The organism is Streptomyces sp. NPDC020299, from assembly GCF_044387825.1.
Lineage (GTDB): Bacteria > Actinomycetota > Actinomycetes > Streptomycetales > Streptomycetaceae > Streptomyces.
The window spans coordinates 495,672-520,160 of record NZ_JBIRWL010000004.1; the positions used below are offsets into that span (position 1 = coordinate 495,672).

Genomic DNA, 24,489 nt, shown 5'->3' on the forward strand with positions numbered 1-24,489 from the left:
CGTTCGACAGCGGGCCGTATGAACCTTTATGGGTGCCGCCGGGGCGGGTGACTGGCCCCCGCCCCGGCACCCAAGAGGTCTACAGCCGCTGAATGATCGTGCCGGTGGCCAGTCCGCCCCCGGCGCACATGGTCACCAGCGCGAACTCCTTGTCGGCGCGCTCCAGTTCGTGCAGGGCCGTGGTGATGAGGCGGGCGCCGGTCGCGCCGACCGGGTGGCCGAGGGCGATCGCGCCGCCGTTGACGTTGACCTTGTCGAGGTCCTGCCCGAAGACCCGGGCCCAGCTCAACACCACTGAGGCGAAGGCCTCGTTGATCTCGACGAGGTCGATGTCCTTGAGGGACATGCCGGCCTTGCCCAGTACCGTACGCGTGGCGTCGATGGGACCGTCGAGGTGGAAGTGCGGGTCGGCGCCGACGAGTGCCTGGGCGACGATCCGCGCGCGGGGCTTCAGTTTCAGGGCGCGGGCCATCCGCTTCGAGGCCCACATGATGGCGGCGGCGCCGTCCGAGATCTGCGAGGAGTTGCCCGCCGTGTGCACGGCCGTCGGCATGACGGGCTTCAGCCGGGCCAGCGCCTCCATGGAGGTGTCGCGCAGGCCCTCGTCCTTGTCCACCAGGCGCCACATGCCCTGCCCGGCGCGCTGCTCGTCCTCGGTGGTCGGGACCTGGACGGCGAACGTCTCGCGTTTGAAGCGCTCCTCGGACCAGGCGACGGCGGCACGTTCCTGTGAGCGCAGGCCGAGGAGGTCGACGTCCTCCCGGCGCAGCCCACGGTGGCGGGCGATGCGTTCGGCGGCCTCGAACTGGTTGGGCAGGTCGACGTTCCACTCGTCGGGGAAGGGCTTGCCGGGCCCGTGCTTGGATCCGGACCCGAGCGGCACGCGGGACATGGCCTCGACGCCGCAGCTGATCCCCACGTCGATGACCCCGGCCGCGACCATGTTGGCGACCATGTGACTCGCCTGTTGCGACGACCCGCACTGGCAGTCGACGGTCGTCGCGGCGGTCTCGTACGGCAGCCCCATGGCCAGCCAGGCCGTGCGCGCGGGGTTCATGGACTGTTCGCCGGCGTGGGTGACGGTGCCGCCGACGATCTGCTCGACGGCATCGGCGGGGATGCCGGTGCGGCCGAGGAGCTCGCGGTAGGTCTCGCCCAGGAGATAGGCGGGGTGGAGGTTGGCGAGCGCGCCGCCACGCTTGCCGATGGGGGTGCGTACGGCTTCGACGATCACGGGCTCCGAGGCCATGGGGGTGCGTCCTCTCCCTAGGGCCTGTCCGGCGGGCAGGCCCGGTCAACCCGCGCGGCGCGGGCGTCCCGGCCACCCGCCGCGCAGAACTAGTACGCGTTCTAGTTCTGTGTGCAGTCTGCGGACAGGGGTCCCCAATCGCAAGGGGAGTGCACGTAATTGGGGTCGCCGTGCCCCTTGCTACTTGTAGAACCCGTTACTACCTTCACCGCAGCCTGAGTTTCTGATGGATCGTCAGAATGGTGGGAGTGAGTCGCCCATGCCCTGTCCCGCGCTGCCCGACGGGTTCGACTTCACCGACCCCGACCTGCTGCACCGCCGCGTCCCGCTCCCGGAGTTCGCCGGACTGCGGCAGGCCGAACCGGTCCGCTGGATCCCGCAGCCGCACGGCCTGGCCGGGTTCGCGGACGACGGCTACTGGGCCGTGACCCGGCACGCGGACGTCAGGTACGTCTCCACGCACCCGGAGCTCTTCTCCTCCTACCTCAACACGGCGATCATCCGGTTCACCGAGGACATGGAACGGGACGCGATCGACGCACAGCGCCTGATCCTGCTGAACATGGACCCGCCCGAGCACACCCGGGTCCGCCAGATCGTCCAGCGCGGTTTCACCCCGCGGTCCATCCGCGCCCTGGAGGACCGTCTGCGCGCCCGGGCCCGGGCGATCACCGAGTCGGCCCGCGCCCGGTCGGCGCCCTTCGACTTCGTCACCCAGGTGGCCTGCGAGCTGCCGCTGCAGGCCATCGCCGAGCTGATCGGCATCCCGCAGGACGACCGGGCGAAGATCTTCGACTGGTCGAACAGGATGATCTCGTACGACGACCCGGAGTACGCGATCACCAAGGAGATCGGCCAGGAATCGGCCGCCGAGCTGATCGCGTACGCGATGAACATGGCCGCCGACCGCAAGCGGTGCCCGGCCCAGGACATCGTGTCCACGCTGGTGGCGGCGGAGGACGAGGGCAACCTCAACTCGGACGAGTTCGGCTTCTTCGTGCTGATGCTGGCGGTGGCGGGCAACGAGACCACCCGCAACGCCATCACCCACGGCATGCACGCCTTCCTCACCCACCCCGAGCAGTGGGACCTCTACAAGCGGGAGCGCACGTCGACCGCCGCCGAGGAGATCGTCCGCTGGGCCACCCCGGTCAACTCCTTCCAGCGCACGGCCACCCAGGACACGGAGCTCGGCGGCAAGCAGATCAGGAAGGGCGACCGCGTCGGCCTGTTCTACGCCTCCGCCAACCACGACCCCGAGGTGTTCGCCGACCCCGACGCCTTCGACATCACCCGCGACCCCAACCCCCACCTCGGCTTCGGCGGCGGTGGCCCCCACTACTGCCTGGGCAAGTCCCTGGCGGTCCTGGAGATCGACCTGATCTTCAACGCGGTGGCGGACGCCATGCCGGACCTCCGCCTGGCCGCCGACCCCCGCCGCCTGCGCTCCGCCTGGATCAACGGCGTGAAGGAACTCCGCGTCACCACGGCCTGAACCCACAGGTCCCCCCAGACTCGGGCCGACGGCTCCCGGCGCCGCCGGCCCGACCCGGGGAGGCAGGAGCACCCCCATGCCCGGTTCCTGCCTCCCCCGGGGGTCTCAAGGGTGCGGTTGCGCGCGGTTGCGCGCTCAGGGCGCGAGAAGGATCACAGTGTGACGGCCTGAAACGGGCGCGCGGGCCGGCAGACGTGCCTGTTTACGGGCTATTTAGTTGCACGCTGCATCGAAACGCGTGCGACCCGTAAGGGGCACACGTCACCCTATGGTCGCTTTCGGCCCGCCCGCCGCCGTGCGGACCGCGTATCTGTCCCCGTCGAAAGGCAGGCGAGCGAAGCCTTGGCGAGTGCCACAGCCGCCCCCGTGTCCGCCTCACTGAAGTCCCCCGCTTCCGCGAAGTCCCCCGCCGCCCGGGTCACCGTCACCGAACCGGCGCTGGTCAAGCGTGCCGTGAAGGCCGCCGCGCTGGGCAACGCCATGGAGTGGTTCGACTTCGGCGTCTACAGCTACATCGCGGTGACGCTCGGCAAGGTCTTCTTCCCCTCCGGGAACCCGACCGCCCAGCTCCTGTCGACCTTCGGCGCCTTCGCCGCGGCCTTCCTGGTCCGTCCGCTCGGCGGCCTCGTCTTCGGCCCGCTCGGCGACCGTGTCGGCCGCCAGAAGGTCCTCGCGGTCACCATGATCATGATGGCGGCGGGCACCTTCGCGATCGGCCTGATCCCGTCGTACGGGTCGATCGGCGTCGGCGCGCCGCTGCTGTTGCTGGCCGCCCGGCTGGTGCAGGGCTTCTCCACCGGCGGCGAGTACGCGGGCGCTTCCACCTTCATCGCCGAGTACGCGCCGGACAAGAAGCGCGGCTTCTTCGGCAGCTGGCTGGAGTTCGGCACGCTGGCGGGCTACATCGGCGGTGCGGGCCTGGTCACCCTGATGACGGCGCTCCTGTCCTCGCACGACCTGCTGACCTGGGGCTGGCGGGTTCCGTTCCTGATCGCGGGCCCGATGGGCATCATCGGCCTGTATCTGCGGATGCGGCTGGAGGAGACGCCGGCGTTCGCCGCGGAGGTCGAGAAGGCCGAGACTAACCGTCCGAAGGTTCCGCTGCGGGAGATGGTCGCGGGGCAGTGGAAGGCGCTGCTCCTGTGCATGGGCCTGGTGCTGGTCTTCAACGTCACGGACTACATGCTGCTGTCGTACATGCCGAGCTACCTCACCAGTGAGCTGAAGTACGACGAGACGCACGGTCTGCTCGTGGTCCTCGGCGTGATGGCCCTGATGATGATCGTGCAGCCCTTCGCGGGCGCCCTGTCCGACCGCGTGGGCCGCCGGCCGGTCATCGCGGTGGGCTGTGCGGGGTTCCTCGCCCTGTCCGTCCCCGCGCTGCTGCTGATCCGCCAGGGCAGCCTGCTCGCGGTCGCGCTCGGTATGGGTGCGCTGGGTCTTCTGCTGGTCTGCTTCACGGCCGCCATGCCGGCCGCGCTGCCCGCGCTCTTCCCGACCCGGGTGCGGTACGGCTCCCTGTCGATCGGCTTCAACGTGTCCGTCTCGCTGTTCGGCGGTACGACTCCGCTGGTGGTCACGGCGCTGATCGGGGCGACGGGGAACATGATGATGCCCGCGTACTACATGATGGCCGCGGCCGTCATCGGGGGGTTCGCGGTGTGGCGCATGACGGAGTCCGCGGGGCGGCCGCTGCCGGGGTCCGCGCCGTCGGTCGAGCAGGGCTGAGGCCTGCGGCTCGCTGATCCCCAGGGGCTCCGCTCCTTCGACCCCGCCAGGGGGCTGCGCCCCCTGGACCCCCTCCGGCCTGAACGGCCTCGTCCTCAAACTCCCCCAGAGGGGGCACCCCCGGACGGGCTGATAAGAGCAGGCCTCGACGGGAGAGGAGAGCCGCGCCTCCGGACACGCCGGACAAGCAGGTGAACCGCGTCCGCCGGATGCGTAAGGTGCCGCCGGGGTATTCGGCAAGCACCGGACACGAAAGGCAGTGGACGCATGAGCGGGTCGCAGCTCTGGGACGATGTCGACTTCTACTTCACCAGCCACCTCTCGCCCGACGACGAGGTGCTCCAGGCGGCGCTGCGCGACAGCGAGGCGGCCCAGCTCCCGCACGTCAGCGTCACGGCGAACCAGGGCAAGCTGCTCCAGCTCCTCGCCCAGATCCAGGACGCCCGCACCATTCTCGAGATCGGCACGCTCGGCGGCTACAGCACCATCTGGCTGGGCCGCGCCCTGCCGGCCGACGGCCGCCTCGTCTCGCTCGAGTACAGCGCCAAGCACGCCGAGGTCGCCACCCGCAACATCGCCCGCGCGGGACTGGACAAGATCGTCGAGGTACGGGTGGGCCCGGCCCTGGAGTCGCTGCCCAAGCTGGCCGACGAGAACCCGGCCCCCTTCGACCTGGTCTTCATCGACGCCGACAAGGCCAACAACGCCCACTATGTCGAGTGGGCGCTGCGGCTCACCCGCGCGGGCAGCCTGGTCATCGTCGACAACGTCGTACGCGGCGGCCGGGTCGTGGACGCCGAGAGCATCGAAGCGGACGTACGCGGCACCCGCGCCGCCATCGAACTGATCGCCGCCCACCCGCGGCTGAGCGGCACGGCCGTCCAGACCGTGGGCAGCAAGGGCTACGACGGCTTCGCCCTGGCCCGGGTGCTCGCCTAGGCCCGGTCCGGCGGGCGGCGTGCGGGCTGCGTCCGCCCACGGCACGCTGGGAGGGGAGGGGATGCTCGCGGCGGGCCGATGGGAGGACCCCTGTGGAACAGCAGGCGGCGACACAGGCTCCGGCCGGGAAATCCGTCAGCACCGGCGGCGTGTTCTTCTCCTTCGCCCCGTGGATCGTCTTCGGAGTCGTCGCCGGCCCCAGTACCTGGGAGTACGCGGCGCTGGCGGCGCTCGTCACCTCGCTCGTCCTGTCCGGGCGGGACATCCTCCGGGGCAGGATCTACCTGCTCGACATGATCGGCATCGTGTTCTTCGCCGTGCTCTCCGTCCTCGCGCTCGCCCTGGACCGCGCGGAGCTGCTCTGGCTGGAGACGTACGCCCAGGTCATCGCCAGCGGCATGCTGGCCGTCGTCGCGCTCGGATCGCTGGCCTTCGACCCCTTCACCGCCCAGTACGCCCGGGAGCAGACCCCGCCCGACGTGTGGGACTCCCCCGTCTTCCGGCACGTCAACCGGGTGCTGACCGCCGTATGGGGCGCGGCCTTCGCCCTCATGACCGTCTCGGCCTGGCTGGCGATCCGTGTGCCGTCCCTGGACGACTGGCTCGACTGGGTCGTCCCCGTCGTGCTGCTGGTCTGGGCGGTGAAGTTCACCGAGCGCTATCCGGAGTCCTACCGGGCCCGGGTGCTCCAGAGCGAGGGCGAGCCCTAAGCCTCGTGGTAGAAGCCCACGTTCACGCTGCGCGGCTCGGTGCGGTCCTGGACGATGATCTCACCGGAGCCGCCCCGGGGCAGCCGTACCGTGCCGCCGTAGGCGATGGTCTGCGCGTACTCGCCGACGGTCAGCCGTACCTCGGACGACGGGTCCGCCTGCGAGCCGCGCAGCCAGGACACCTGCCAGCCGCCGTCCGGCCCGCACAGGAACTCCAGGTGGACGCGGGAGACGAACAGCCAGTCCTCGGGCGTCACCAGACGGCACACGGCCGCGTCCCGGCCCACCCGCAGCACGGCGCCCGGTTCGCTGGGCGCGTCGGCCATCGTCATGCCGGCCGTGGCGCCCTCTTCCGCCGCGGAGACGGTGGCCATCGTGAGTTCGAGCACGTGCGTTCCCCCTGGAATGTGCTGGTGCGGCGGCCGGATTGGCGCTCCGCCGCCGCATGATAAAACGCCCGGCCGGGCCGCGTCCGGCACAATGGCCTCATGACCGAGCGAAAGCCACCGGGTGTGCCGTTCGAGTCCTGGGTCGACAAGCAGATCCGTGACGCCGAGGGGCGCGGCGAGTTCGACCATCTGGCCGGCGCGGGCAAGCCGCTGCCGAGGGACCTCGAAAGTTCGTACGACGAACTGTGGTGGGTGAAGCGGAAGATGGCCCGCGAGGGCCTGGCGCTGCTGCCGCCGACCCTGGCCCTGCGCAAGGAGGCCGAGGACGCCCTCACGGCGGCGTACGCGGCGCCCTCGGAGCGGATCGCGCGGAAGATCATCGACGACGTGAACGTCAAGCTCCGCGACATGATGTTCAAGCCGCCGCCCGGGCCCCCGCTGGGGATGAAGCCGTACGACGTCGAGGCGGTCGTACGCGAGTGGCGGGAGCGCCGGGCGGCGGCGGGTATTGCGGGTGCTACCGGTACTGCAGGTACTGCCGGTACTGCTGAGGGATCACAGGTGTAGCAGCCGCTCCGCCAGTTCCCGGTAGTCCCGCAGGGCCAGCCTCAGTTGCTCGGTGTCGGCCGTGGAGCCGTGCTTGCCGTCGGTGGACTGCCAGGACCCGCGCAACGTGCGCCGGCGCTGGGTGACCGCCTCCGTGAAGCGGGCGGCGATCTCCTCCATCACCCGGTCGGCCTCCTCCACGGCACCCCTGGGTTCGTCGACGAACCCGGAGACCGCCTGTTGCAGCCGCAGTCCGAGCTTGTCGGTCTCCTCGTGGGGGACGAGGGAGGGAGCGGGGGTAGCGGTCGCGGGCGACGCGCCGCCCCCTGTCCCGGGAGTCACGGGGGTGACGGGCGTCACGGCCCTTTGTGCCTCGGTGGCCGGCCTCTCGGTGGCCGACTTCTCGGTGGCCGGCCTCTCGGTGGCCGACTTCTCGGTGGCCGACTTCTCGGTGGCCGGCCTCTCGGTCACCAGCTTCTCAGCGGCCGACCTCTCGGTCGCCGGTTTCTCGTTCGCGGGCGTCTTGCTCGCGGGCGGCGGCGTCGCGCCGTCTCGGGTCACGTCGGTCATGTGGGTCACCTCCCCGCGACCTGGTGCCGGTTGAACAGGTGCGGCCGGTGGGAGCGCTGTGCCTTGTGGGAGACCGGAGCTCGCTGGTCGGAACGCGTCAGGTCCGCGAACAGGTCCCGCGCCTCCAGCATCGCCGCGCGCAGCTCCTCGGTGTCGGTGCCGGACCCGTCCGCGGCGGCCCGGTGCACGCGCCGGTAACCCCGCACGTTCCCGGCGTGGTGCACGGACAGCGCTGCGAGCTGCTCCTCGTACTGCCCGCCGTCCGGGAAGCCCCGCGCGCCGGCCACGTCGGCGATCAGCCGGTCGACCTCGGCCACCGCCTCGCGCGGCGAGTCGACGAAGTGCTCCTGGGCCGCCGCCCAGCGGGCTTCGAACTGTTCGCGTTCCGCCGGCTCCAGCGGCCGCTCGCGCAGTCCGCCGTGCCGTTCCAGCCGCTCGGTCAGCTCGCGGTCGGCGGCCTTGGTGTCGCCGTCGTGCCGGGCGAGCACGTGGTCGTACTCGGGCCCGAAGCGCCGCCTCAGGTTGCGCCCGCCGCTCCCGCCGCGGGCGCGCCGGGCAAGGGCGGCCGCGACAACGACCACGGCCGCCACGATCACGACCAGAGCAATGATCAAGCCTGTGGACATGTCTGCCTTCCGGTGTGTCGGCCCCGTAGGCCGGTGGTGTCGGCCCCGTAGGCCGGTTCTCTGCGCGGGTTGCCCGGAAGACGGCCCACAAACGACGCTCAGTCAGCGAAGCGGCGCGCGCCGGTCACCGACCAGACGGTGGCGATGCGCCCCGCCACGACCTCGAGCAGGTCGATCCCGCTCTTCTGGGTGCCGTCGGGAAACGTGACGTACCAGGCGCAGGCGGTCCGGCCGAGTCCGCGGTCGGCGAGCGGTGTGCCGTCGACGGTGAAGCGCAGCCCGGGGTTCGCGTCCCGGAAGGCGGCGACGAGGTCGACGATGCCCTGCGGGCCGGCCACCGCGTCGGTCTCGGCCCCCCGTTCCGGGTCGTTGCCGAAGCGGATGCGGAAGTCGGGGGCGAGGAAGCGCTCCGGGTCGGTGAAGTCGCCGTTCCACAGGGCGGTCCAGCGGTCGAAGAGGGCGGTGGCGGCGGCCGGGGTGAGGGTGTCGGCGGCGGCGGGAGTACCGGTGGCGGTCATGGTGGCCTTTCGTCGTACGTGTTCGGAACGGGCACCAGCGTCCGCCCCGCCGACGACACCGTCCTGTCGGTGATTGCCGTCACATTCCGAGCTCGCCGAGGGGCCGCAGGTCCGAGCCCAGGGTGTCGAGCCGGGCAAGGTCGAACGGGCGGGGCGGCACCGGCTCGTCGAGGGCCGCCACGGCCCGGATGCGGTCCAGGCGGAAGCCGCGGGCGGCGCCGCGCAGCCGGCACCAGGCCGCCAGGTACCAGTGCTCGTCACCGCCCAGGAAGCCGAGCGGTTCGACGTCCCGCACGGTGACGGCGCCCTGGGCGTCGGCGTACTCCAGGCGCAGCACGCGGCGCGCGGACAGCGCCTCCCGCAGCGGCGCGGGCACCACCGGGCCGGCCGCCCGCGCCGGCCGCGCGACCGGTACGAGCAGTTGCACCCGCTCCGCCATCTCGGCCGCCGCGGCCCGCTCCCGGCCGGGCATCACGGCGAGCACCTTGTGCAGCGCGCTGCGCGCGTCGGCCGCGAACGGGGTTCCGGCGAGGGCGTGCATCCCCACCGCGAGGGCCGTCGCCTCGGCCGGGGTGACGGTCAGGGGCGGCAGCGTGCGTTCCTTGTCGAGGACGTAACCCCCGGTGCGGCCCGGCTGCGCGTGGATCGGCACCCCGGACTGCTGGAGCGCGGCGAGATCCCGCTCGACGGTCCGGACGCTGACCTCGAACCGCCGGGCGAGCGCCCGGGCGCTGCGCGGGCGCGGGGCGGCCGCGCGGAGTTCTTCGACGAGGGCGTAGAGGCGGTCGGTGCGGTTCACGAGGGCCAGTCTCGGCGAAAACCCGTCCGCCCGGTGTGTCGATCCCGCGACGGGCCGATCGACGCAGGGGTGAGAGGGGCCGGAGGTCCCGGGAACCGAGGAGGCAGTCATGGGTGAGGTCATCGCGCGGCTGGCCATGTCGTTGGACGGGTACATCGCGGGCCCGGAGTCGGGGCGCGAGCACCCGCTGGGCATCGGTGGCGAGCGGCTGCACTCGTGGGTGTTCGGGCTGCGCACGTTCCGCCGGATGCAGGGGATGGAGGGGGGCGCGGGCGGTCCCGACGACGAGTTGCTCGCCGAGCACGTCGCCCGGCCGGGCGCGGTGGTGATGGGCCACGGCATGTACATCACCGGGGAGGCCCCGTGGGGCGAGGAACCGCCCTTCCACATGCCGGTCTTCGTCGTCACCCGGCACCCGCGCGAGCCGCTGGTGAAGCAGGGCGGCACCACTTTCCACTTCGTCACGGAGGGCCCAGAGCGCGCGTTGGAGCTGGCCCGGGAGGCGGCCGGCGGCAAGGACGTCTCCCTCGCCGGGGGCGCCGATCTGGTGCAGCAGTTCATCCGCGACGACTGGCTGGACGAACTGCTCCTGCACGTCGTGCCCGTGCTCCTCGGCGACGGACGGCGGCTGTTCGGCGACCCGGGCGACCTCGGCGGCCCAGGCGGCCCCGGCGGCCTTGGCAGCCGGCTCATCGAGTGGCACAAGACCCAGGTGCTGGACTCACCCGAGGTCACGCATATCCGGTTGCGCCGGAGGCCCACCGCGTCCTGACAATGTGGGCATGACCTGGACCATCGCCCCGGAACCCGTGGACTCCCCCGTCGCCGCCGCCCTCTGGCGGGCGTACTACACCGAGGTCAGCGACCGCTGGTACCTGCTGCACGAGGGGCGGCGCACCGGGGCGGCGGAGCTGGAGCGGGAGATCGCGGCCCGTACGGGTGCCGAACTCGCGCCGCCCACGGGGCGGTTGCTGGTGGCGCGGTACGGCGGTGAGCCCGCCGGCAGTGCGGGCGTACGCCTTCTGGACCCGGCCACCGCCGAGCTCACCCGGGTCTTCCTGTACGCGGGGATGCGCGGCAAGGGCGGCGCCGCGCTGCTGGTGGCCGCCGCGGAGGACGCGGCCCGCTCGCTCGGCGCCGGGCGGATGATCCTCGACACCCGCACCGACCTGGTGGAGGCCCGCGCCCTGTACGCCCGGCTCGGCTATGCGGAGACCGAGCCGCACAACGACGACGTGTACGCCGAGCACTGGTTCCGCAAGGACCTCAGCCGCCAGGACCTCAACCTCCGCCAGGACCTCGACTGACCTTCGCCGCCGTCCCGTTGTGCGGCCGCTCCCGTTCCGAGCCGCACAGTTCGCCGGTCAGCTCCCGCACCAGCCGTTCCAGGTCGGTGGGGCGGGCGGGCCCCCACCAGTCGCCCAGCAGCTCGGCCAGCGACTCCTCGCGGGCCTTGGCCAGCCGCTCGGCGACGGGGCGGCCCGTGTCGGTCAGAGTGAGGTCGGGGCCCTGCCGCACGGCGAGCCTGCGCTCCTCGACCTGGCGGGCGGCCTCGAGGATCACGTTCAGCGGCACGGAGGTGCGCTCGGCGAGCATGCCCGGCTCCACCGAGCCGTACCGCCTGATCCGCAGCAGCATCCAGCTCGCCCCGGGCAGCAGGTCGTACCCGGCCCGTTCGGTGATCTTCGCGTAGATCTCCCGCCGCCCTTCGCGGGTGCCGAGCAGGGACAGCGCGCGGCACACCTCGTCGTACGAGGACCGCTCGACGGGGTTGGGGGCGATGGTCTCCGACACGTCCGGGGCCGTGACCGAGCCGCGCAGCGGGTCCTCCTTCAGGAACCAGGCCAGTACGAAGCCGAGGACGGCGACGGGAGCCGCGTACAGGAACACGTCGGTGATCGAGGACGCGTACGCGTGCAGGGCCGCCGGGCGCAGCGTGGGCGGCAGGGCGGCGATGCCGCGCGGGTCGGACTTCAGCGTGTCCGCGGACAGGCCGCCGGGCAGCCGGACGCCGCGGAAGGCGGTGGCGAGGTTGTCGGCGAGCCGGTTCGCGAAGATGGTGCCGAAGATGGCGACGCCGAAGGAGGCGCCGATGGACCGGAAGAAGGTGGCGCCGGAGGTGGCGACGCCGAGGTCCTCGTAGGAGACGGCGTTCTGCACGATGAGGACGAGGACCTGCATGACCAGGCCGAGTCCCAGACCGAAGACGAAGAAGTCCACGCTCATCACCGCCGTCGAGCTGTGCTCGTCGAGCCGGTGCAGCAGGAGCAGGCCGAGCGCGGTCACCCCGGTGCCCACGACCGGGAAGACCTTCCAGCGGCCGGTGCGGCTGACGATCTGCCCGGAGGCGGTCGAGGACAGCAGCAGGCCGAACACCATCGGCAGCATGTGCACGCCGGACATGGTCGGCGAGACGCCGTGCACGACCTGGAGGAAGGTCGGCAGGTAGGTCATCGCGCCGAACATGGCGAAGCCGACGATGAAGCTGATCACGGCGGCGAGCGTGAAGGTGCGGATGCGGAAGAGCTTCAGCGGGAGGACGGGTTCGGCGGCCCGGCGCTCCACGGCGACGAACGCGACGGCCAGGACGACTCCCAGCACCGCGAGCCCGACGGTCTGCGCCGAGCCCCAGCCCCAGGTGGTGCCGCCCAGCGAGGCGACCAGCACCAGGCAGGTGGCGACCGCGGCGATCAGGAAGGTGCCCAGGTAGTCGATGACGTGGTGCGCGGCCCGGCGTGGGATGCGCAGGGCCGTGGCGATCACGGCGAGGGCGACGATGCCGACGGGCAGGTTGACGTAGAACACCCAGCGCCAGCTCAGATGCTCGGTGAACAGCCCGCCGAGCAGCGGCCCCAGCACACTGGTCGCACCGAAGACGGCCCCGAACAGCCCCTGGTAGCGGCCCCGTTCGCGCGGCGGGACGATGTCGCCGACGATCGCCATCGACAGCACCATCAGCCCGCCGCCGCCCAGGCCCTGCAACGCCCGGAAGCCGATCAGCTCGGGCATGTTCCGCGCCATGCCGCACAGCGCGGAGCCGATCAGGAAGATCACGATCGCGGTCTGGAAGAGCTTCTTGCGCCCGTACTGGTCACCGAGCTTGCCCCACAGCGGGGTCGCGGCGGTCGAGGCCAGCAGATACGCGGTGACCACCCACGACAGATGCTCAAGACCGCCGAGATCGCTGACGATGGTCGGCAGCGCGGTCGACACGATCGTCTGGTCGAGGGCGGCGAGCAGCAGGCCGAGGAGCAGGGCGCCGATCGAGACGAGGACGTTCGCGCGGACGTGTTCGGCGTCCTCGGGACTCTGCGGTTTCCTCGTCGTGCCGTGCGCATCCAGGGCCATGGAGACCTCCCGCGGCTCGTGTGACACCTTCCATCGTCTTCGGTGTCACCCGTTATGGCCTGTTGAGTCCTCTCGGTGACGGTACTCCGCACGGGGCGCCGTCGGGCGGTTGTGGGGGGCTTCTGCATAATCTGTGGAGCCCTGGGGTCGGTGATTCGTACGGGGAGGGAACGAACGCGTGACAGGACCTAAGGGCCACCCATGCCCGGAATGCGGCGCGCCGAGGGGGCCGGACAGTGCCCCGGCGTGCGGCTGCGCCCAGCGGGCGGCCGAAGCCCTGCGCGACACGCGTACGGCCGAGGCGGCCGCGGCGGAGGACTTCGACCCGCTGCGGATTCGGCCGTACGTCGACCTGGACGTCCCGACGGACTCCACGATGCCGCTGCGCCCGGCCGGGCCGGAGCCCACCGCATCCGGCGGCCCGGTCACGAGGCCCATGCGTGCGGTGGAACCGGACCAGCCGGGTCAGCCGGCCTGGTCGGACCCGTCGGACCCGGAGGACCGGCTCGGCGAAGCCGGGAGCCCCGCGCCGCGCCGCCGACGCACCCTGCTGCTCTCCACGGGCGCCGCCCTGGCAGCGCTCCTCGCGGCGGCCGGTTTCGCGAGCGGCCTGTTCTCCTACGACACTCCGTCGCGGAACGGCGCCGAGCCGCAGGAGGTACGGGAGAGCGTCCCGGACGTGACGTCGAGCGCCCCGACGACGCCGGGCTCGGCCCCCGCCGCGCCGCCCGCCCGGACGTCCGCGCCCGCCACCCCGTCCCGCAGCGCGAGCCCGTCCTCGTCCCCGTCACCCTCGGCGTCTGCCTCGGCATCGGCATCGGCGAATTCCGCGTCCCCCACTCCCACCCGTTCCCCCCGGCCCACCCAGTCGGCGACGCGTGCCAACACCCCGGCACCGGCGGCCCCGACCTCGGACCCGGTACTGCGCCCCGGCGACCAGGGCTCGGAGGTCACCGAACTCCAGCTCCGCCTGCGCCAGATCAACCTCTACGCCGGCAGGATCGACGGCGACTACACCACCGAGGTCGAGACCGCCGTCCGCACCTACCAGTGGGCCCGGGGCATCCAGACCGACGAACTGGGCGTGTACGACACCGAGACCCGGACCAAGCTGGAGTCGGAAACGTCGGAGCCATAGCCCCCCAGCCGCCGTAGCCGCCTCAGCATGCCCCAGCCGCCCCAGCTGCGGGCAGTCGTGCCTCCTCCAGTGCCTTAGGGGTCCTTGCACTATGAGCGCCCGATCAGGTCGCGTGGTCTGGTGCCGTGCATCGCAAGGCGCCGGAAAGCCCTCGTAGCGGAGCTACTAGGGCTTTTCGGCAACGCGGCGAGGTGCGGTGCCAGGCCGCGTGACCCGGGCGGGCATAGTGCAAGGACCCCTTAAGGGCCTGGGGGACCCCCAGGGCGGCACGGGTGGGCGGTGGGGGTCCCCCCGCTCGAGCGAAGCCGAGAGTGGGGGAGGCACCCCGCCAACGCGGGCAGGTGAAACCCGCCCGAGCCCCAGCCGACCCGCGCCTACAGGCCCACGTGCAGCCGAACTCCCCCGCCCACCAGAGCCTCCACCCGCACCTGCCGAAGATCCCCCACAGCCACATCCGGCCCATGGCCCCCGGCCCGCGGGCCGACCCCGACCACCCGCATCCCAGCGGAGCGCCCCGCCGCGATCCCTGCCCCGGAGTCCTCGAACACCACACACTCCGCGGGGTCGACACCCAGCTCGGCCGCCCCCTTCAGAAATCCCTCGGGGTCTGGCTTGCTCGCGCCCACGGACTCGGCCGTGACCCGCACATCCGGCAGCGGAAGCCCCGCGGCGGCCATCCGTGCCGTGGACAGGGGCACATCGGCGGAGGTCACCAGCGCGTGCGGCACGCCCGCGTCCCTCAGGGAGGCCAGGAAGGCACCCGCCCCCGGCACCTCCACCACGCCGTCCATGTCCGCGGTCTCCTCCGCGAGCATGCGCGCGTTGTCCGCGAGGTTCTGCTCGACGGGCCGCTCGGGCAGCAGTACCGCCATCGACGCGTGCCCCTGCCGCCCGTGCACGACCTTCAGCACCTCGTCCGCGTCCAGCCCGTGCCGCTCGGCCCAGCGCCGCCAGATCCGTTCCACGACGGCGTCGGAGTTGACGAGGGTGCCGTCCATGTCGAGCAGGAGGGCACGGGCGGTGAGGACGGTGGCCGGCATCGGCAGCTCCAGTGACTCCAGTGACGAGAGACCCCCGAGGTGAGGGAAGAGAGACAAAGCGCCCCGCCCGCCGGTCAGGGAAAACGGACGGGAGCCACTTTGTTCCTCCACGGTACAAAACCTTCCCCGCATCCGCCACCATTCCGGCAGGCGTTCACCGGACGTTCAGCTCAGCCGGCCACGGCTTCGTACAGGCTCCACACGCCGAGCCCCAGCATCAGCAGGGCCGCGACCTTCGTGATCAGCCGCAGCGGCACCCGCTTCATCAGGGCCTTGCCGCCGACGATGCCCAGCCCGGCCACCGCCCACAGACCCAGGACCGCGCCGAGACCGACGGAGATCGGGTCGTCGTACCGGGCGGCGAGGTTCGCGGTCATGATCTGGGTGAGGTCACCGAACTCGGCGACGAGGATGAGCATGAAGCCGGTGCCCGCGACCTTCCAGAAGGTCTGGTCGGCGGGCTTGCGGATCTCCTCCTCGTCCTCGCCCTTCTGCAGCAGCAGCATCGCCGCGCCGCCGAGGAAGAGGACGCCGGTGAGCGCGTGCACGATCCGCTGGGGCAGCAGGGTCAGCACGCTGCCGGCGGCGACGGCGAGCACGACGTGCAGGAGGAAGGCGGCGGCGACGCCCGCGAACACGTACGAGGCGCGGTAGCGGGTGCCGAGGACGAGGCCGGCGAGCGCGGTCTTGTCCGGCAGTTCGGCGAGGAAGATGACGCCGAAGACGAGCGCCGTCACGGTGATGCTGATCAAGGGTCCTCAATCGGTCGGGGCTGCCCCACCGAGAGTGCTGAACCTCACATGAGCTTCGCATGCGACACCTCGGCATGGCAGCACACTCGGCGCCCGTGCCGTGGGGCACGGGCGTGCACTGCTTGCCGAAGGTCTCGCTGGGCGGTCCGCACGGGATCCGCCTCCGGGCGCCGGCTCAGGCTGGCTGAGCAGTATGTCGACGGTCCGGCGAAGAGCTACTCCCCTTCAACGCCCCCCATGGTACGTGACGCTTCCGTCGGCCTCGGGGCCCGAAAGTTCATCCCTGGACCTTGTCGTGTCATGTACTCGTCATTAACTTCTTACCCAGCGCACGTCTCCCCGCAATACGGCGCCGCGAGCATTCCCACGCCCGCGCTCCAACACCCCCACCCCTCTAGGGAGTTCGCATGGCCCGCTCCGCAAGGTTCTACGCGCGTCGACGCCTGAGCATACTCGCGGCCCTCACCGGCCTGATAGCCTCCGCCGCCCTCTTCAACTCCCCGAGCGCCTCCGCCGCCCTCCCCACGCCGGTCAGCGCCGCCACCGCCCGCGGCTACCTCTCGCAGCTCACCGTGGCCACCGAGAACCGCACCGGTTACGAGCGTGACCTGTTCCCGACCTGGATCACCATCAGCGGCACCTGCAACACCCGCGAGTACATCCTCAAGCGGGACGGCACGAACGTCGTCACCAACTCCGCCTGCACCGCCACCAGCGGCAGCTGGTACTCCCCGTACGACGGCGCCACCTGGACCGCAGCCTCCGACCTCGACATCGACCACCTCGTGCCGCTGGCCGAGGCCTGGGACTCCGGCGCCAGCCAGTGGACCACCGCTCAGCGCCAGGCCTTCGCCAACGACGTCACCCGGCCCCAGCTGCTGGCCGTCACCGACAACGTGAACCAGGCCAAGGGCGACAAGGACCCGGCCGAGTGGATGCCCGCGCTGACGTCCTACCGCTGCACCTACGTCCGCGCCTGGGTCCAGGTGAAGTACTACTACGACCTCTCGGTCGACTCCGCCGAGAAGACCGCGCTCACCAACTACCTGGCGAGCTGCTGACCTCACAGAGGCCCGACTCCCGAAACCCGGTCCGCGTCGCCGCGGGCCGGGTATTTCTTCTGATGGGTCATCAATAGTGGTCGCACATACGGCAGTTCGGCTTCGGAGTGTCGACCGGTGGGGATGCAGAAGGTGACCGCCGCCGACTCCCGGCCAAGAGTGGATTCGGTCACGTTTTCGGGCGTCGATGGGCGTCGATGTGGTCGTGAGAAACGCCCCACGTGCGGTTGCGGCCGGGACGGAAGCGCAAAGGGAGGCGGAAGCATGGCCAAATGTTGAACTTGCAAGCATCGATTAGGTCCTCCTAACCTGGGTCCCTCGTTCGGTACCGCCGCCCCACCGACCGGTCAGTCCCCGACCGGTCCGACCGAAACCGAAGGAGCAACCCCCCATGTCAGAACGTCTCAACGCCGCTCAGCCCTACGCCCTCGGCCTGTTCCGGATAGTCGTCGGCCTGCTCTTCGCCGTGCACGGCGCCGCCTCGCTGTTCGGCGTCCTCGGCGGTGCGATGGGCACCCACGGCGGCACCATCGACGCCGGCACCTGGCCCGGCTGGTACGCGGCCGTCATCCAGCTGGTCTGCGGCGGACTGGCCCTGCTCGGCCTCGGCACCCGCGGCGCCGCCCTGATCGCCTCCGGGTCCATGGCGTACGCCTACTTCGACATCCACCAGAAGGCGGCCCTGTGGCCGATCCAGAACGGTGGCGAACTGGCGGCGCTGTTCAGCTGGTCGTTCCTGCTGCTCGTCTTCACCGGCTCGGGCGCCTTCGGCCTCGACCGGCTGCTGGCCCGGCGCGCTTCCGGCGCGGAGCGGACGACGGAGCGGGCCACGGTCGCGGCCTGACATCGGCCTGACCGGCCCGGTCACGGTGCCCTCCCCTGCTGCGCGGGGGAGGGCACCGTCACATCGGCCGTCACATCGCCGTCACATCAGCCCCCTGTGCCCCTCCTGTCACCACTTCGGCGTACGCTGTATGGCTGTCATCGGGGGACCAACGGGGAGTAGTCGTGTTCGAGAACGTGGGGTCGCTGGCAGCAGTGACCGCCGCCGGCCCATGGATCTACGCCATGGTGGCCCTGTCGGTCCTGCTCGACGTCTTCCTGCCGGTACTGCCGAGCGGGGTGCTGGTGATCACCGCGGCGACCGCGGCGGCGGCCGGCTCGAACGCGGCGGCGGGAGGCGTCCCGCACGACGTGCCGGACATCCTGGCCCTGATCGTCTCCGCGGCCACCGCCTCACTCCTCGGCGACCTCGTGGCCTACCGGCTGGCCTGGCGCGGCGGGGAACGGCTGGACCGCGCGATCGCCCGCTCCCGCCGCCTCACCACCGCGCAGGAACGTCTCGGCGCGGCCCTCTCCCGGGGCGGCGGCGCCCTGGTCGTCCTGGCCCGCTTCGCCCCCGCCGGCCGCTCGGTCGTCTCCTTCTGCGCGGGCGCCGCGCACCGCCGTGCCCGCGACTTCGTCCCCTGGTCCGCCCTGGCCGGCCTGTCCTGGGCCGCCTACAGCGTCGCCCTCGGCTACTACGGCGCGCAGTGGCTGGGCGCCACCTGGCTGGCCACGGGGGTTTCCCTGGCGGCGCTGTTCCTGGCGGGGGCGGGGGCGGCGTACGTGATGCGCCGGCAGCCGGTGTAGTCACGGTTCGCTCCGCTCACGCCCTCAGACTCCGGACGGGCTGGAACGCGCAGCCCCTCCTCGCACCTCCAGCCCGCCCAGCAGCTCCGCGGTCGCCTCGGCCACCGCCTCCACGGCCCGCTCGAACACCTCCTGGTTGTGGGCGGCAGGCGCCCGGAACCCGGAAACCTTCCGTACGTACTGCAAGGCGGCGGCCCGGATCTCCTCCTCGGTGGCCTCCTCGGCCAAGGCGGGCGGGCGCAGTGTCTTGATGCTCCGGCACATGCCTCCATTGTTCCCGGCGCGGCTCAGTACGTCAGCAGCCATCCCGCCGAGATGAGGTGCAGCACGGCGAGCGTGAGTCCCGGCCCGCACGCTCGAATCCCGGGCGGGTCTCGCTGCTAGGTTCGCCAGATGTCGATCAATCATGAGTACGCCGACCAGCGCGTGCACTTCCACCCCGACTACCTGGAACCGGTGCGCGGCGGCGCGAAGCACGCCACCATCCGCTACCGCGACCCGATCAACCCCGGCCCTGCCGATCTCGTCTTCGAGGCCGACCCCGAAGTCGTCCTGGCCGGTGAGGTCACCAAGGTCTCCCCGAAGCGACTGGCCGACGTCACCGACGAAGAGGCGGTCGCGGCCGGCAACCGGGACCGCGGCGACCTCCTGGCACGGTTGCCACGGCACTACCCCGAGATCGCAGCCGACGACGAAGTCACGATCGTCCACTTCCGGGTGCTGCCCCAGGCATAGACACGTTCTGGTGAACCCACCGAACGAACTCGCCTCCCAAAATCGAACAGGCGTAGCATTGAGCTGTGGCTGCGACCTATGACTTTCCGAGTGACCTTCTCGCCGGTCAGGAGGAGCTGCATCAGGTCAGGGCCGAGCTGTCGGCCCTGCTGAAGCGACTGCCCTGGTCGGTCGAGCCGCTGGACGGCTTCAGCGACGAGGGCGGCTGGCGCAAGGTGGAGCGCCCCGCCTCCCCGGGCTGGACGGCCGACGAACAGGCCGAGGTCGAGAAGCTCCGGCAGCGCGAGCACGAACTGGCCGTCTTCGTCAGCGGCCACCGCTTCTGGTCGGAGGTGGCCGCGAGCGACCGCGTCGACGCCCGCATGAAACTCAAGTACGCGAACGAGGCGCAGAAGGAAGAGGAAGAAGAAGGGGGAGAAGGGGGCTGACAGCCAGAAGACCCCGGCCGGAAACGGCCGGGGTCCTCCCCACGGTGGGCGCGGACGGTTTCGAACCGCCGACATCCTGCTTGTAAGGCAGGCGCTCTACCCCTGAGCTACGCACCCGCGACGAGTCGACAGCCTACATTGCCCGGGGCCCTGCCCTGCAAACCTGTATCGGCAAGCTTGGGAAACAGCGAACTGACCGGCGCGTGTGTTCGTCTAGTACGGGTGGGAGAATGTCTCCTCGCAGGTCGAACCACGGCACAGGAGAGGGATGTGGCGGCGACACCCCGAAGGACCCCCGGTCGTGGCTGGTTCGGTGGCCGGGCGGAGGGCCAACGGGCGGAGGCTCAGGCCGCCAAGGACGCCGCGGCCGCCGCGTTCTACGAGCTGGACACCGCTCAGCGTGATCTGCGGATCTCCATAGAGACGATCACCGCCGTGGACGACTCCCCTGCGGCCCGCCGCGCGGTCACGGACTTCGAGGCGCTCGGGCGGCGGATCGACGAGGTCAGTCAGCGCTACATCCAGGCCGTCGACGCGCACGACCTCGACCGCGACGACCTGGAGGCCGCCGCCGCCGGGCGGGCCCGCACCGAGCTGAGCGCCGCCAAGGACGAGCTGGTCGGCGTCAAGAAGGAGCTGGACCGTTTCGGCGACTCCCTCGGGCCGCTGCTGGGCAAGGCCGAGACGCAGCTGGCCCGGCTGGCCCCGGCGGTGGAGCGGGCCCGGCAGGCGCTGCTGGCCGCGTCCAACGCCCTCGACGCCGTACGGGAGTCCGGGCTGGGGGCCGACGACCTCGCGGCCCGGCTCGCGGCCCTCTCCCCCGAGCTGACCAAGCTCAACCAGGGCGCCGGGCAGCACGGCCTGCCGCAGACGCTGGAGCGGGCCGAGCGGGTGCAGCGGGAGGCGGAGGCGATCCGCGCGGCTGCCGCGGGGCTGCCGGAGAAGGCCGCCGAGATCGATCACCGGCTGGTCAGTCTGCGGACCCGCGCGCAGGCGCTGACGACCCGGGCCGGGCAGGTGGAGCCGGTGCTGAGCGAGCTGCGGCGCCGGTTCTCCGCCGCCTGCTGGCAGGACCTGCAGCAGGTGCCCGGGCAGGCCGCCGAGAACGTACGGCAGGCCGAGCGGAAGCTGTCCGAGGCACAGGCCGCCCGGGACGCCCAGCGCTGGCCGGACGCCACCTCGCTGCTCTCGACCGTGCGGGCGCTGCTGAACACCACCGACGAGGCCGTGTCCGCCGCCGGAGACCGGCTCCAGCGGTTGAACGCCGTACAGAAGGATCCGCAGCAGGAGATCGACCGGACCCGGTTCGCGATCCGGGACGCGCAGCGGCTGGCCATGACGGGCCGGACGACGCCCGACCCGCGGCACGCCCGCCCGCTGGACGACTCCGTGGCCCGCCTGGACCACGCGGTCACCACGCTGGAGGGCCGCCACCCCGACTACTGGCACTTCCTGACCGAGACCGAAGCGGTACGGCAGACGGTGAACGGCGTGGTCAACCAGATCCGCGAGGAACGCGGCGCCCACTGAGCCGCCCTGACCGAGCCGTTGCCGTCGGGGCATGGCGGGCGGATATTGGGAGATACGTACCTTCTGCGCCCGCACGGACAGGGAGGCGGAGATGGCCTCGCACACAGCGCACTCGGAGCACTCGGAAAGCGGCCGGCGGATCAGGTTCGACGAGCATCTGCCCGTGGACCACCGGCTGAACACCGTCTACCGGGTCGGCGCCGGCCTGATGGGCCTGTTCCTGCTGGTGTTCGGGATCTTCGGCGTCATCGACCAGATCGGCTTCTTCGACACCGGCGGGGACACCGTCATCGGCCTGAACACCAACGGCACGCTGAGCGTCCTGTCGATCTGTGTCGGGCTGCTGCTCTTCGTCGGCATGGTGATCGGCGGGAACTTCGCCTCGACGCTGAACATGGTCCTCGGCGTGCTGTTCATCCTGAACGGCTTCCTGAACCTCGGACTGCTCGACACCGACTACAACTTCCTGGCGTTCAGGATCCAGAACGTGCTGTTCAGCTTCGTGGTCGGCCTGCTGCTGATGGTCTTCGGGATGTACGGCAGGGTCGGTACGTCCCTGCCGCACGACAACCCGTACTGGCGAGCCCGCCACCCCGGACCGTCGCCGCTGGAGCAGCGGTTGGCGCAGGAGCAGCGGGGCCACGAGGGACCGCAGGGGCCGCAGGGGCCGCAGGGTCAGGTGCGGTAGCCGTAGAACGCCGCGTTCGGGTAGGACGCGACGAGGCTCGCCACCGACCGGTTGTAGGTGTTGGTGGAGTGGTACGTCACGTACGGCACGCCCTGCGGGCTGCGGTAGGTGACGATCATGGTGTGGTCCTTCTCGCCGTCCTTGTTGAAGTCCATCTGGACGACGTCGCCGATGTCCGCCTGGTAGACGTTGGCGAGGCTGGTGACGCGCTTGGAGGACAGGGCGAACCAGGAGAACTCGTTGACGCCGACGAACGAGTCGGACTGGATCTCGGAGTTGCCGAACCACTTGTGGAAGTCCGTGCCGTCGCCGGGCACGTGCTTCCAGCCGCCCGCCTTCAGGGTCTGGCTGACGAAGTTGGTGCAGTCGCCGCCGGCGCCCGCCCCGTTGAAGTTCGGGTAGTCCTTGTTGTAGTTGTTCCAGTACTTCGTCGCGTACGTCACCATCGCCTTGTAGTCGTAGGCGCCGCCGGTGATCTTCTTGGCGTTGGCCGGCGCGGGCCACGTGGTGGCGGAGCGGGTCGCCTCGGGCGGGCTGTCGTCCGCGGGGGCGGGGCTGGCCTTCACGGCGACGGGCTGCTTGGCGACCTGGTTCACGGCGATGTAGCCGTTGTCGGTGTCCTGGACCTTGGCGAGCTGCCAGTTGCCCTGCCGGTCGGCCTTGAAGGTCAGCTCGTGGTGGGCCGAGAAGCCGGTGGTCTTGGGCTCGGTGCCCTTGACCTTGGCGTAGGTCAGCGTCGTGGTCTCGGTGACGTCGGCCTTGGCGGTGCGGCCGGTGACCCGCGTCGCGTCGAGCGTGACCCGCGTGCTGCCGGCGCTGTACTTCTCGCCCAGCTTCGCGAGGCGGGTCTTGCGGCCGCGCAGCTGGCTCAGCGCGGAGCTCTCCTCGCGGTTCTGCGAGGCGGACATCTTCACGTCACCGGTGAAGTGGGACGTGGTCCGCTTGGTGTCGGCCCCGTTGACCAGGGCGTCGGTGCGGTCGGTGAAGACCGCGTCGGCCAGCCGCTGGAAGGTGGCCTTGGTCGCCGCGTTCACCGTGGGATCGTCGACGACCGCGGCGCCGGCGCTCCAGTTGGGCACCAGGGCCACTCCGGCGACCACCGAGGCAGCAGCGGCCGAGACTATGGCGGCACGGCTCCGCTTACGGCTCAGTTTTCTAGATTTCAATGCTGTTCCCCTCTACACCGGTACACCTACCGGGAGATGGCATCTTCGCACGGCATGTGAGCCGGTTGTGAAGGGGGATGCACAAGTGGAATCAAGGGGTTACAGGCGTCACTTGACGACCGCCGACCAGTCCGGGTTCTGCGCCGGGTCGAGGGTGCGCAGGGCCGCCAGGGTCGAGGGCTTCTGCACGTCCATCCAGTCGGAGAGCTCCTTGAAGGAGACGCACTTGACGCCCTTTTTGGTGCAGACGTCCTTGATGACCTGGTCGATGGCCTTCATATAGATGCCGCCGTTCCAGTCCTCGAAGTGGTTGCCGATGAACAGCGGTGCCCGGCTGCCGTAGTAGACCCGGTTGAAGCCCTTGACGTACGAGTCGACGGTCATCTGCTGCCAGTTGGCGTACTGCGAGGGGTCGCCGTGGACCTCGCCGTCGGACTGGTTGTAGAGGAAGTTGAAGTCCATCGACAGGGCCTGGTGCTTGTCCGTGTACGGGAGCAGCTGCAGCGGGAAGTCCCAGACGCCGTTCTTCTTCGTCGGCCATATCTGGAAGTCGCCGGGGGAGCTGGCGTCATAGCGCCAGCCGTAGCTCTTGAGGGCCTTCAGCAGGTTGGGCTGGCCCTCCAGGCAGGGCGCGCGGCCGCCGGTGACCTCCTTCTTGAAGTCGAAGGGCAGCGCGGGGATGTCCTTGAAGCCGGTGTTGGTCTTCCAGTTCTCCACGAAGGAGTAGAACTGGTCGATCTCACTCTTCCACTGCTCGACGCTCCAGTCCTTGCCGCCCTTGGCCTCGCAGAAGTGGCCGTTGAAGTGGGTGCCGATCTCGTTGCCCTGGTTGTACGCCAGCCGGAGCTGCTCCAGCGTGGTGCGTATGTGGTCGTCGGTGGCGTAGTCGATCGCGGCGTCGCCGCGCTTGTGCATCGGCCCCTGGTAGAGGTCCTTCTTGCTCTTGGGCAGCAGGTAGATGCCCGTGAGGAAGAAGGTCATGTGGGCGTTGTACTCCTTGGCCAGCTCCCGGTAGTGCGAGAAGAGGTGGTCGCTGCCCTCCAGCGCGCCGTCCCAGGAGAAGACCACGAACTGGGGCGGCTTCTCACCCGGCTTGAGCGGAACCGGCTTCAACTGGCCCTTCTGCGGGCCGGTGTAGGAGGTGGAGCCGTCCCCGAGGATCTTGGTCTTGCCGTCCCACTTGGGTTCCGCGGTGGTCTTGGGGGCGGCCTTGTCGCTCTTGCCCGCGGCGGCGGTGGGCTCGGTGTGGTCCGGCCGGGTCAGCACCAGGTAGCCCGCGACCACGGACGCCACGACGAGCAGGGCGGCGAGGGTCATGACCTGCGGGCGGGTTGCCCGGGGGGCGGGGCGGCGGGCGCGGGCTTTGCGGCGGCGGCCGGTCGACGACTTCGTGCGGGTCATG

27 protein-coding genes and 1 tRNA gene are annotated in these 24,489 nt (G+C 70.9%); 15 read left to right on the forward strand and 13 right to left on the reverse strand.

The features are described from left to right. Positions 1-79: 79 nt before the first annotated feature. A complete protein-coding gene (locus tag ACH45E_RS13695) occupies positions 80-1,249 on the reverse strand; it encodes a steroid 3-ketoacyl-CoA thiolase (protein ID WP_361437936.1) in 1,170 nt (389 codons plus the stop codon). A gap of 259 nt (positions 1,250-1,508) precedes the next feature. On the opposite strand from ACH45E_RS13695, the gene ACH45E_RS13700 reads away from it, so the two are divergent. From ACH45E_RS13700 to ACH45E_RS13715, 4 genes are all read left to right on the forward strand, one after another. Continuing rightward, positions 1,509-2,744 carry a cytochrome P450 gene (locus tag ACH45E_RS13700; RefSeq protein WP_361437938.1) on the forward strand — a complete coding sequence of 412 codons (1,236 nt, stop codon included), beginning with the start codon at positions 1,509-1,511 and terminating at the stop codon, positions 2,742-2,744. A gap of 366 nt (positions 2,745-3,110) precedes the next feature. Then, positions 3,111-4,472 carry a glycine betaine/L-proline transporter ProP gene (proP, locus tag ACH45E_RS13705; RefSeq protein ID WP_361437940.1) on the forward strand — a complete coding sequence of 454 codons (1,362 nt, stop codon included), beginning with the start codon at positions 3,111-3,113 and terminating at the stop codon, positions 4,470-4,472. A 267-nt stretch (positions 4,473-4,739) separates the two neighbouring features. Beyond that, positions 4,740-5,411 (forward strand): O-methyltransferase, encoded by a 672-nt coding sequence (locus ACH45E_RS13710; RefSeq protein WP_361437942.1) that lies wholly within the window; start codon positions 4,740-4,742, stop codon positions 5,409-5,411. A 92-nt stretch (positions 5,412-5,503) separates the two neighbouring features. Continuing rightward, the gene (locus tag ACH45E_RS13715; RefSeq protein WP_361437944.1) at positions 5,504-6,121 is read left to right on the forward strand and encodes a hypothetical protein; all 618 of its coding nucleotides are present in this window, start codon (positions 5,504-5,506) and stop codon (positions 6,119-6,121) included. On the opposite strand, the gene ACH45E_RS13720 is transcribed toward ACH45E_RS13715, so the two are convergent. Then, positions 6,118-6,510 carry a hypothetical protein gene (locus ACH45E_RS13720; protein WP_361437946.1) on the reverse strand — a complete coding sequence of 131 codons (393 nt, stop codon included), beginning with the start codon at positions 6,508-6,510 and terminating at the stop codon, positions 6,118-6,120. The two genes, ACH45E_RS13715 and ACH45E_RS13720, sit on opposite strands and share 4 nt — an antisense overlap. A gap of 99 nt (positions 6,511-6,609) precedes the next feature. On the opposite strand from ACH45E_RS13720, the gene ACH45E_RS13725 reads away from it, so the two are divergent. Continuing rightward, a complete protein-coding gene (locus tag ACH45E_RS13725; protein ID WP_361437948.1) occupies positions 6,610-7,077 on the forward strand; it encodes a DUF1992 domain-containing protein in 468 nt (155 codons plus the stop codon). Here ACH45E_RS13725 and ACH45E_RS13730 read toward each other — a convergent pair. The 4 genes from ACH45E_RS13730 to ACH45E_RS13745 all read right to left on the reverse strand — a co-directional run bounded on the left by ACH45E_RS13730 (position 7,066) and on the right by ACH45E_RS13745 (position 9,569). Beyond that, positions 7,066-7,626, reverse strand: coding sequence for a hypothetical protein (locus ACH45E_RS13730; protein WP_361437950.1), 561 nt, complete (start codon positions 7,624-7,626; stop codon positions 7,066-7,068). The two genes, ACH45E_RS13725 and ACH45E_RS13730, sit on opposite strands and share 12 nt — an antisense overlap. 5 nt (positions 7,627-7,631) lie before the next feature. Further along, positions 7,632-8,252, reverse strand: a complete 621-nt coding sequence (locus tag ACH45E_RS13735; RefSeq protein ID WP_361437952.1) for a hypothetical protein — start codon at positions 8,250-8,252, stop codon at positions 7,632-7,634. 98 nt (positions 8,253-8,350) lie between these two features. After that, entirely contained in the window at positions 8,351-8,770 is a 420-nt protein-coding gene (locus ACH45E_RS13740) for a nuclear transport factor 2 family protein (protein ID WP_361437954.1), read from the reverse strand. Positions 8,771-8,849: 79 nt separating this feature from the next. Beyond that, the gene (locus ACH45E_RS13745; protein ID WP_361437956.1) at positions 8,850-9,569 is read right to left on the reverse strand and encodes a YafY family protein; all 720 of its coding nucleotides are present in this window, start codon (positions 9,567-9,569) and stop codon (positions 8,850-8,852) included. Positions 9,570-9,678: 109 nt separating this feature from the next. Here ACH45E_RS13745 and ACH45E_RS13750 point away from each other — a divergent pair, with 109 nt between their 5' ends. Both ACH45E_RS13750 and ACH45E_RS13755 read left to right on the forward strand, forming a co-directional pair. Beyond that, positions 9,679-10,341, forward strand: a complete 663-nt coding sequence (locus tag ACH45E_RS13750; RefSeq protein ID WP_361437958.1) for a dihydrofolate reductase family protein — start codon at positions 9,679-9,681, stop codon at positions 10,339-10,341. Positions 10,342-10,351: 10 nt separating this feature from the next. Continuing rightward, a complete protein-coding gene (locus ACH45E_RS13755) occupies positions 10,352-10,876 on the forward strand; it encodes a GNAT family N-acetyltransferase (RefSeq protein WP_361437960.1) in 525 nt (174 codons plus the stop codon). Here the strand turns inward: ACH45E_RS13755 and ACH45E_RS13760 are convergent. Further along, a complete protein-coding gene (locus tag ACH45E_RS13760) occupies positions 10,851-12,917 on the reverse strand; it encodes an MDR family MFS transporter (protein WP_361437962.1) in 2,067 nt (688 codons plus the stop codon). The genes ACH45E_RS13755 and ACH45E_RS13760 overlap by 26 nt on opposite strands. A 178-nt stretch (positions 12,918-13,095) precedes the next feature. On the opposite strand from ACH45E_RS13760, the gene ACH45E_RS13765 reads away from it, so the two are divergent. Beyond that, complete coding sequence (locus tag ACH45E_RS13765) at positions 13,096-14,055, forward strand: peptidoglycan-binding domain-containing protein (RefSeq protein ID WP_361437964.1); 960 nt, start codon at positions 13,096-13,098, stop codon at positions 14,053-14,055. Between the two features lie 374 nt (positions 14,056-14,429). On the opposite strand, the gene ACH45E_RS13770 is transcribed toward ACH45E_RS13765, so the two are convergent. Further along, positions 14,430-15,095, reverse strand: coding sequence for an HAD family hydrolase (locus ACH45E_RS13770; protein ID WP_361437966.1), 666 nt, complete (start codon positions 15,093-15,095; stop codon positions 14,430-14,432). Between the two features lie 170 nt (positions 15,096-15,265). Further along, positions 15,266-15,847 (reverse strand): TMEM165/GDT1 family protein, encoded by a 582-nt coding sequence (locus ACH45E_RS13775; protein WP_361437968.1) that lies wholly within the window; start codon positions 15,845-15,847, stop codon positions 15,266-15,268. Between the two features lie 407 nt (positions 15,848-16,254). Here ACH45E_RS13775 and ACH45E_RS13780 point away from each other — a divergent pair, with 407 nt between their 5' ends. From ACH45E_RS13780 to ACH45E_RS13790, 3 genes are all read left to right on the forward strand, one after another. Continuing rightward, complete coding sequence (locus ACH45E_RS13780) at positions 16,255-16,908, forward strand: HNH endonuclease family protein (protein ID WP_361437970.1); 654 nt, start codon at positions 16,255-16,257, stop codon at positions 16,906-16,908. A 391-nt stretch (positions 16,909-17,299) separates the two neighbouring features. Further along, complete coding sequence (locus tag ACH45E_RS13785) at positions 17,300-17,752, forward strand: DoxX family protein (protein WP_361437972.1); 453 nt, start codon at positions 17,300-17,302, stop codon at positions 17,750-17,752. A 224-nt stretch (positions 17,753-17,976) separates the two neighbouring features. Next, a complete protein-coding gene (locus ACH45E_RS13790) occupies positions 17,977-18,540 on the forward strand; it encodes a DedA family protein (RefSeq protein WP_399040693.1) in 564 nt (187 codons plus the stop codon). A 24-nt stretch (positions 18,541-18,564) separates the two neighbouring features. Here ACH45E_RS13790 and ACH45E_RS13795 read toward each other — a convergent pair whose 3' ends face one another. Then, on the reverse strand, positions 18,565-18,804 hold the full coding sequence (locus ACH45E_RS13795) for a DUF2277 family protein (protein WP_361437976.1): 240 nt from the start codon (positions 18,802-18,804) through the stop codon (positions 18,565-18,567). A gap of 129 nt (positions 18,805-18,933) precedes the next feature. Here ACH45E_RS13795 and ACH45E_RS13800 point away from each other — a divergent pair, with 129 nt between their 5' ends. Next, positions 18,934-19,275, forward strand: a complete 342-nt coding sequence (locus tag ACH45E_RS13800) for an ASCH domain-containing protein (protein WP_361437978.1) — start codon at positions 18,934-18,936, stop codon at positions 19,273-19,275. Positions 19,276-19,340: 65 nt separating this feature from the next. After that, positions 19,341-19,703 (forward strand): hypothetical protein, encoded by a 363-nt coding sequence (locus tag ACH45E_RS13805; protein WP_361437980.1) that lies wholly within the window; start codon positions 19,341-19,343, stop codon positions 19,701-19,703. A gap of 45 nt (positions 19,704-19,748) precedes the next feature. Here ACH45E_RS13805 and ACH45E_RS13810 read toward each other — a convergent pair. Then, a tRNA-Val gene (locus ACH45E_RS13810) sits at positions 19,749-19,820 on the reverse strand. A 153-nt stretch (positions 19,821-19,973) separates the two neighbouring features. On the opposite strand from ACH45E_RS13810, the gene ACH45E_RS13815 reads away from it, so the two are divergent. Together ACH45E_RS13815 and ACH45E_RS13820 are read left to right on the forward strand one after the other, a co-directional pair. Beyond that, positions 19,974-21,233, forward strand: coding sequence for a hypothetical protein (locus ACH45E_RS13815; protein ID WP_361437982.1), 1,260 nt, complete (start codon positions 19,974-19,976; stop codon positions 21,231-21,233). Positions 21,234-21,324: 91 nt separating this feature from the next. Beyond that, the gene (locus ACH45E_RS13820; RefSeq protein WP_361437984.1) at positions 21,325-21,921 is read left to right on the forward strand and encodes a DUF4383 domain-containing protein; all 597 of its coding nucleotides are present in this window, start codon (positions 21,325-21,327) and stop codon (positions 21,919-21,921) included. Here ACH45E_RS13820 and ACH45E_RS13825 read toward each other — a convergent pair. Both ACH45E_RS13825 and ACH45E_RS13830 read right to left on the reverse strand, forming a co-directional pair. After that, positions 21,909-23,009 carry an amidase domain-containing protein gene (locus ACH45E_RS13825; RefSeq protein WP_361438230.1) on the reverse strand — a complete coding sequence of 367 codons (1,101 nt, stop codon included), beginning with the start codon at positions 23,007-23,009 and terminating at the stop codon, positions 21,909-21,911. The two genes, ACH45E_RS13820 and ACH45E_RS13825, sit on opposite strands and share 13 nt — an antisense overlap. 186 nt (positions 23,010-23,195) lie before the next feature. Further along, positions 23,196-24,488 carry a hypothetical protein gene (locus ACH45E_RS13830; RefSeq protein WP_361437986.1) on the reverse strand — a complete coding sequence of 431 codons (1,293 nt, stop codon included), beginning with the start codon at positions 24,486-24,488 and terminating at the stop codon, positions 23,196-23,198. Position 24,489: the final 1 nt, after the last annotated feature.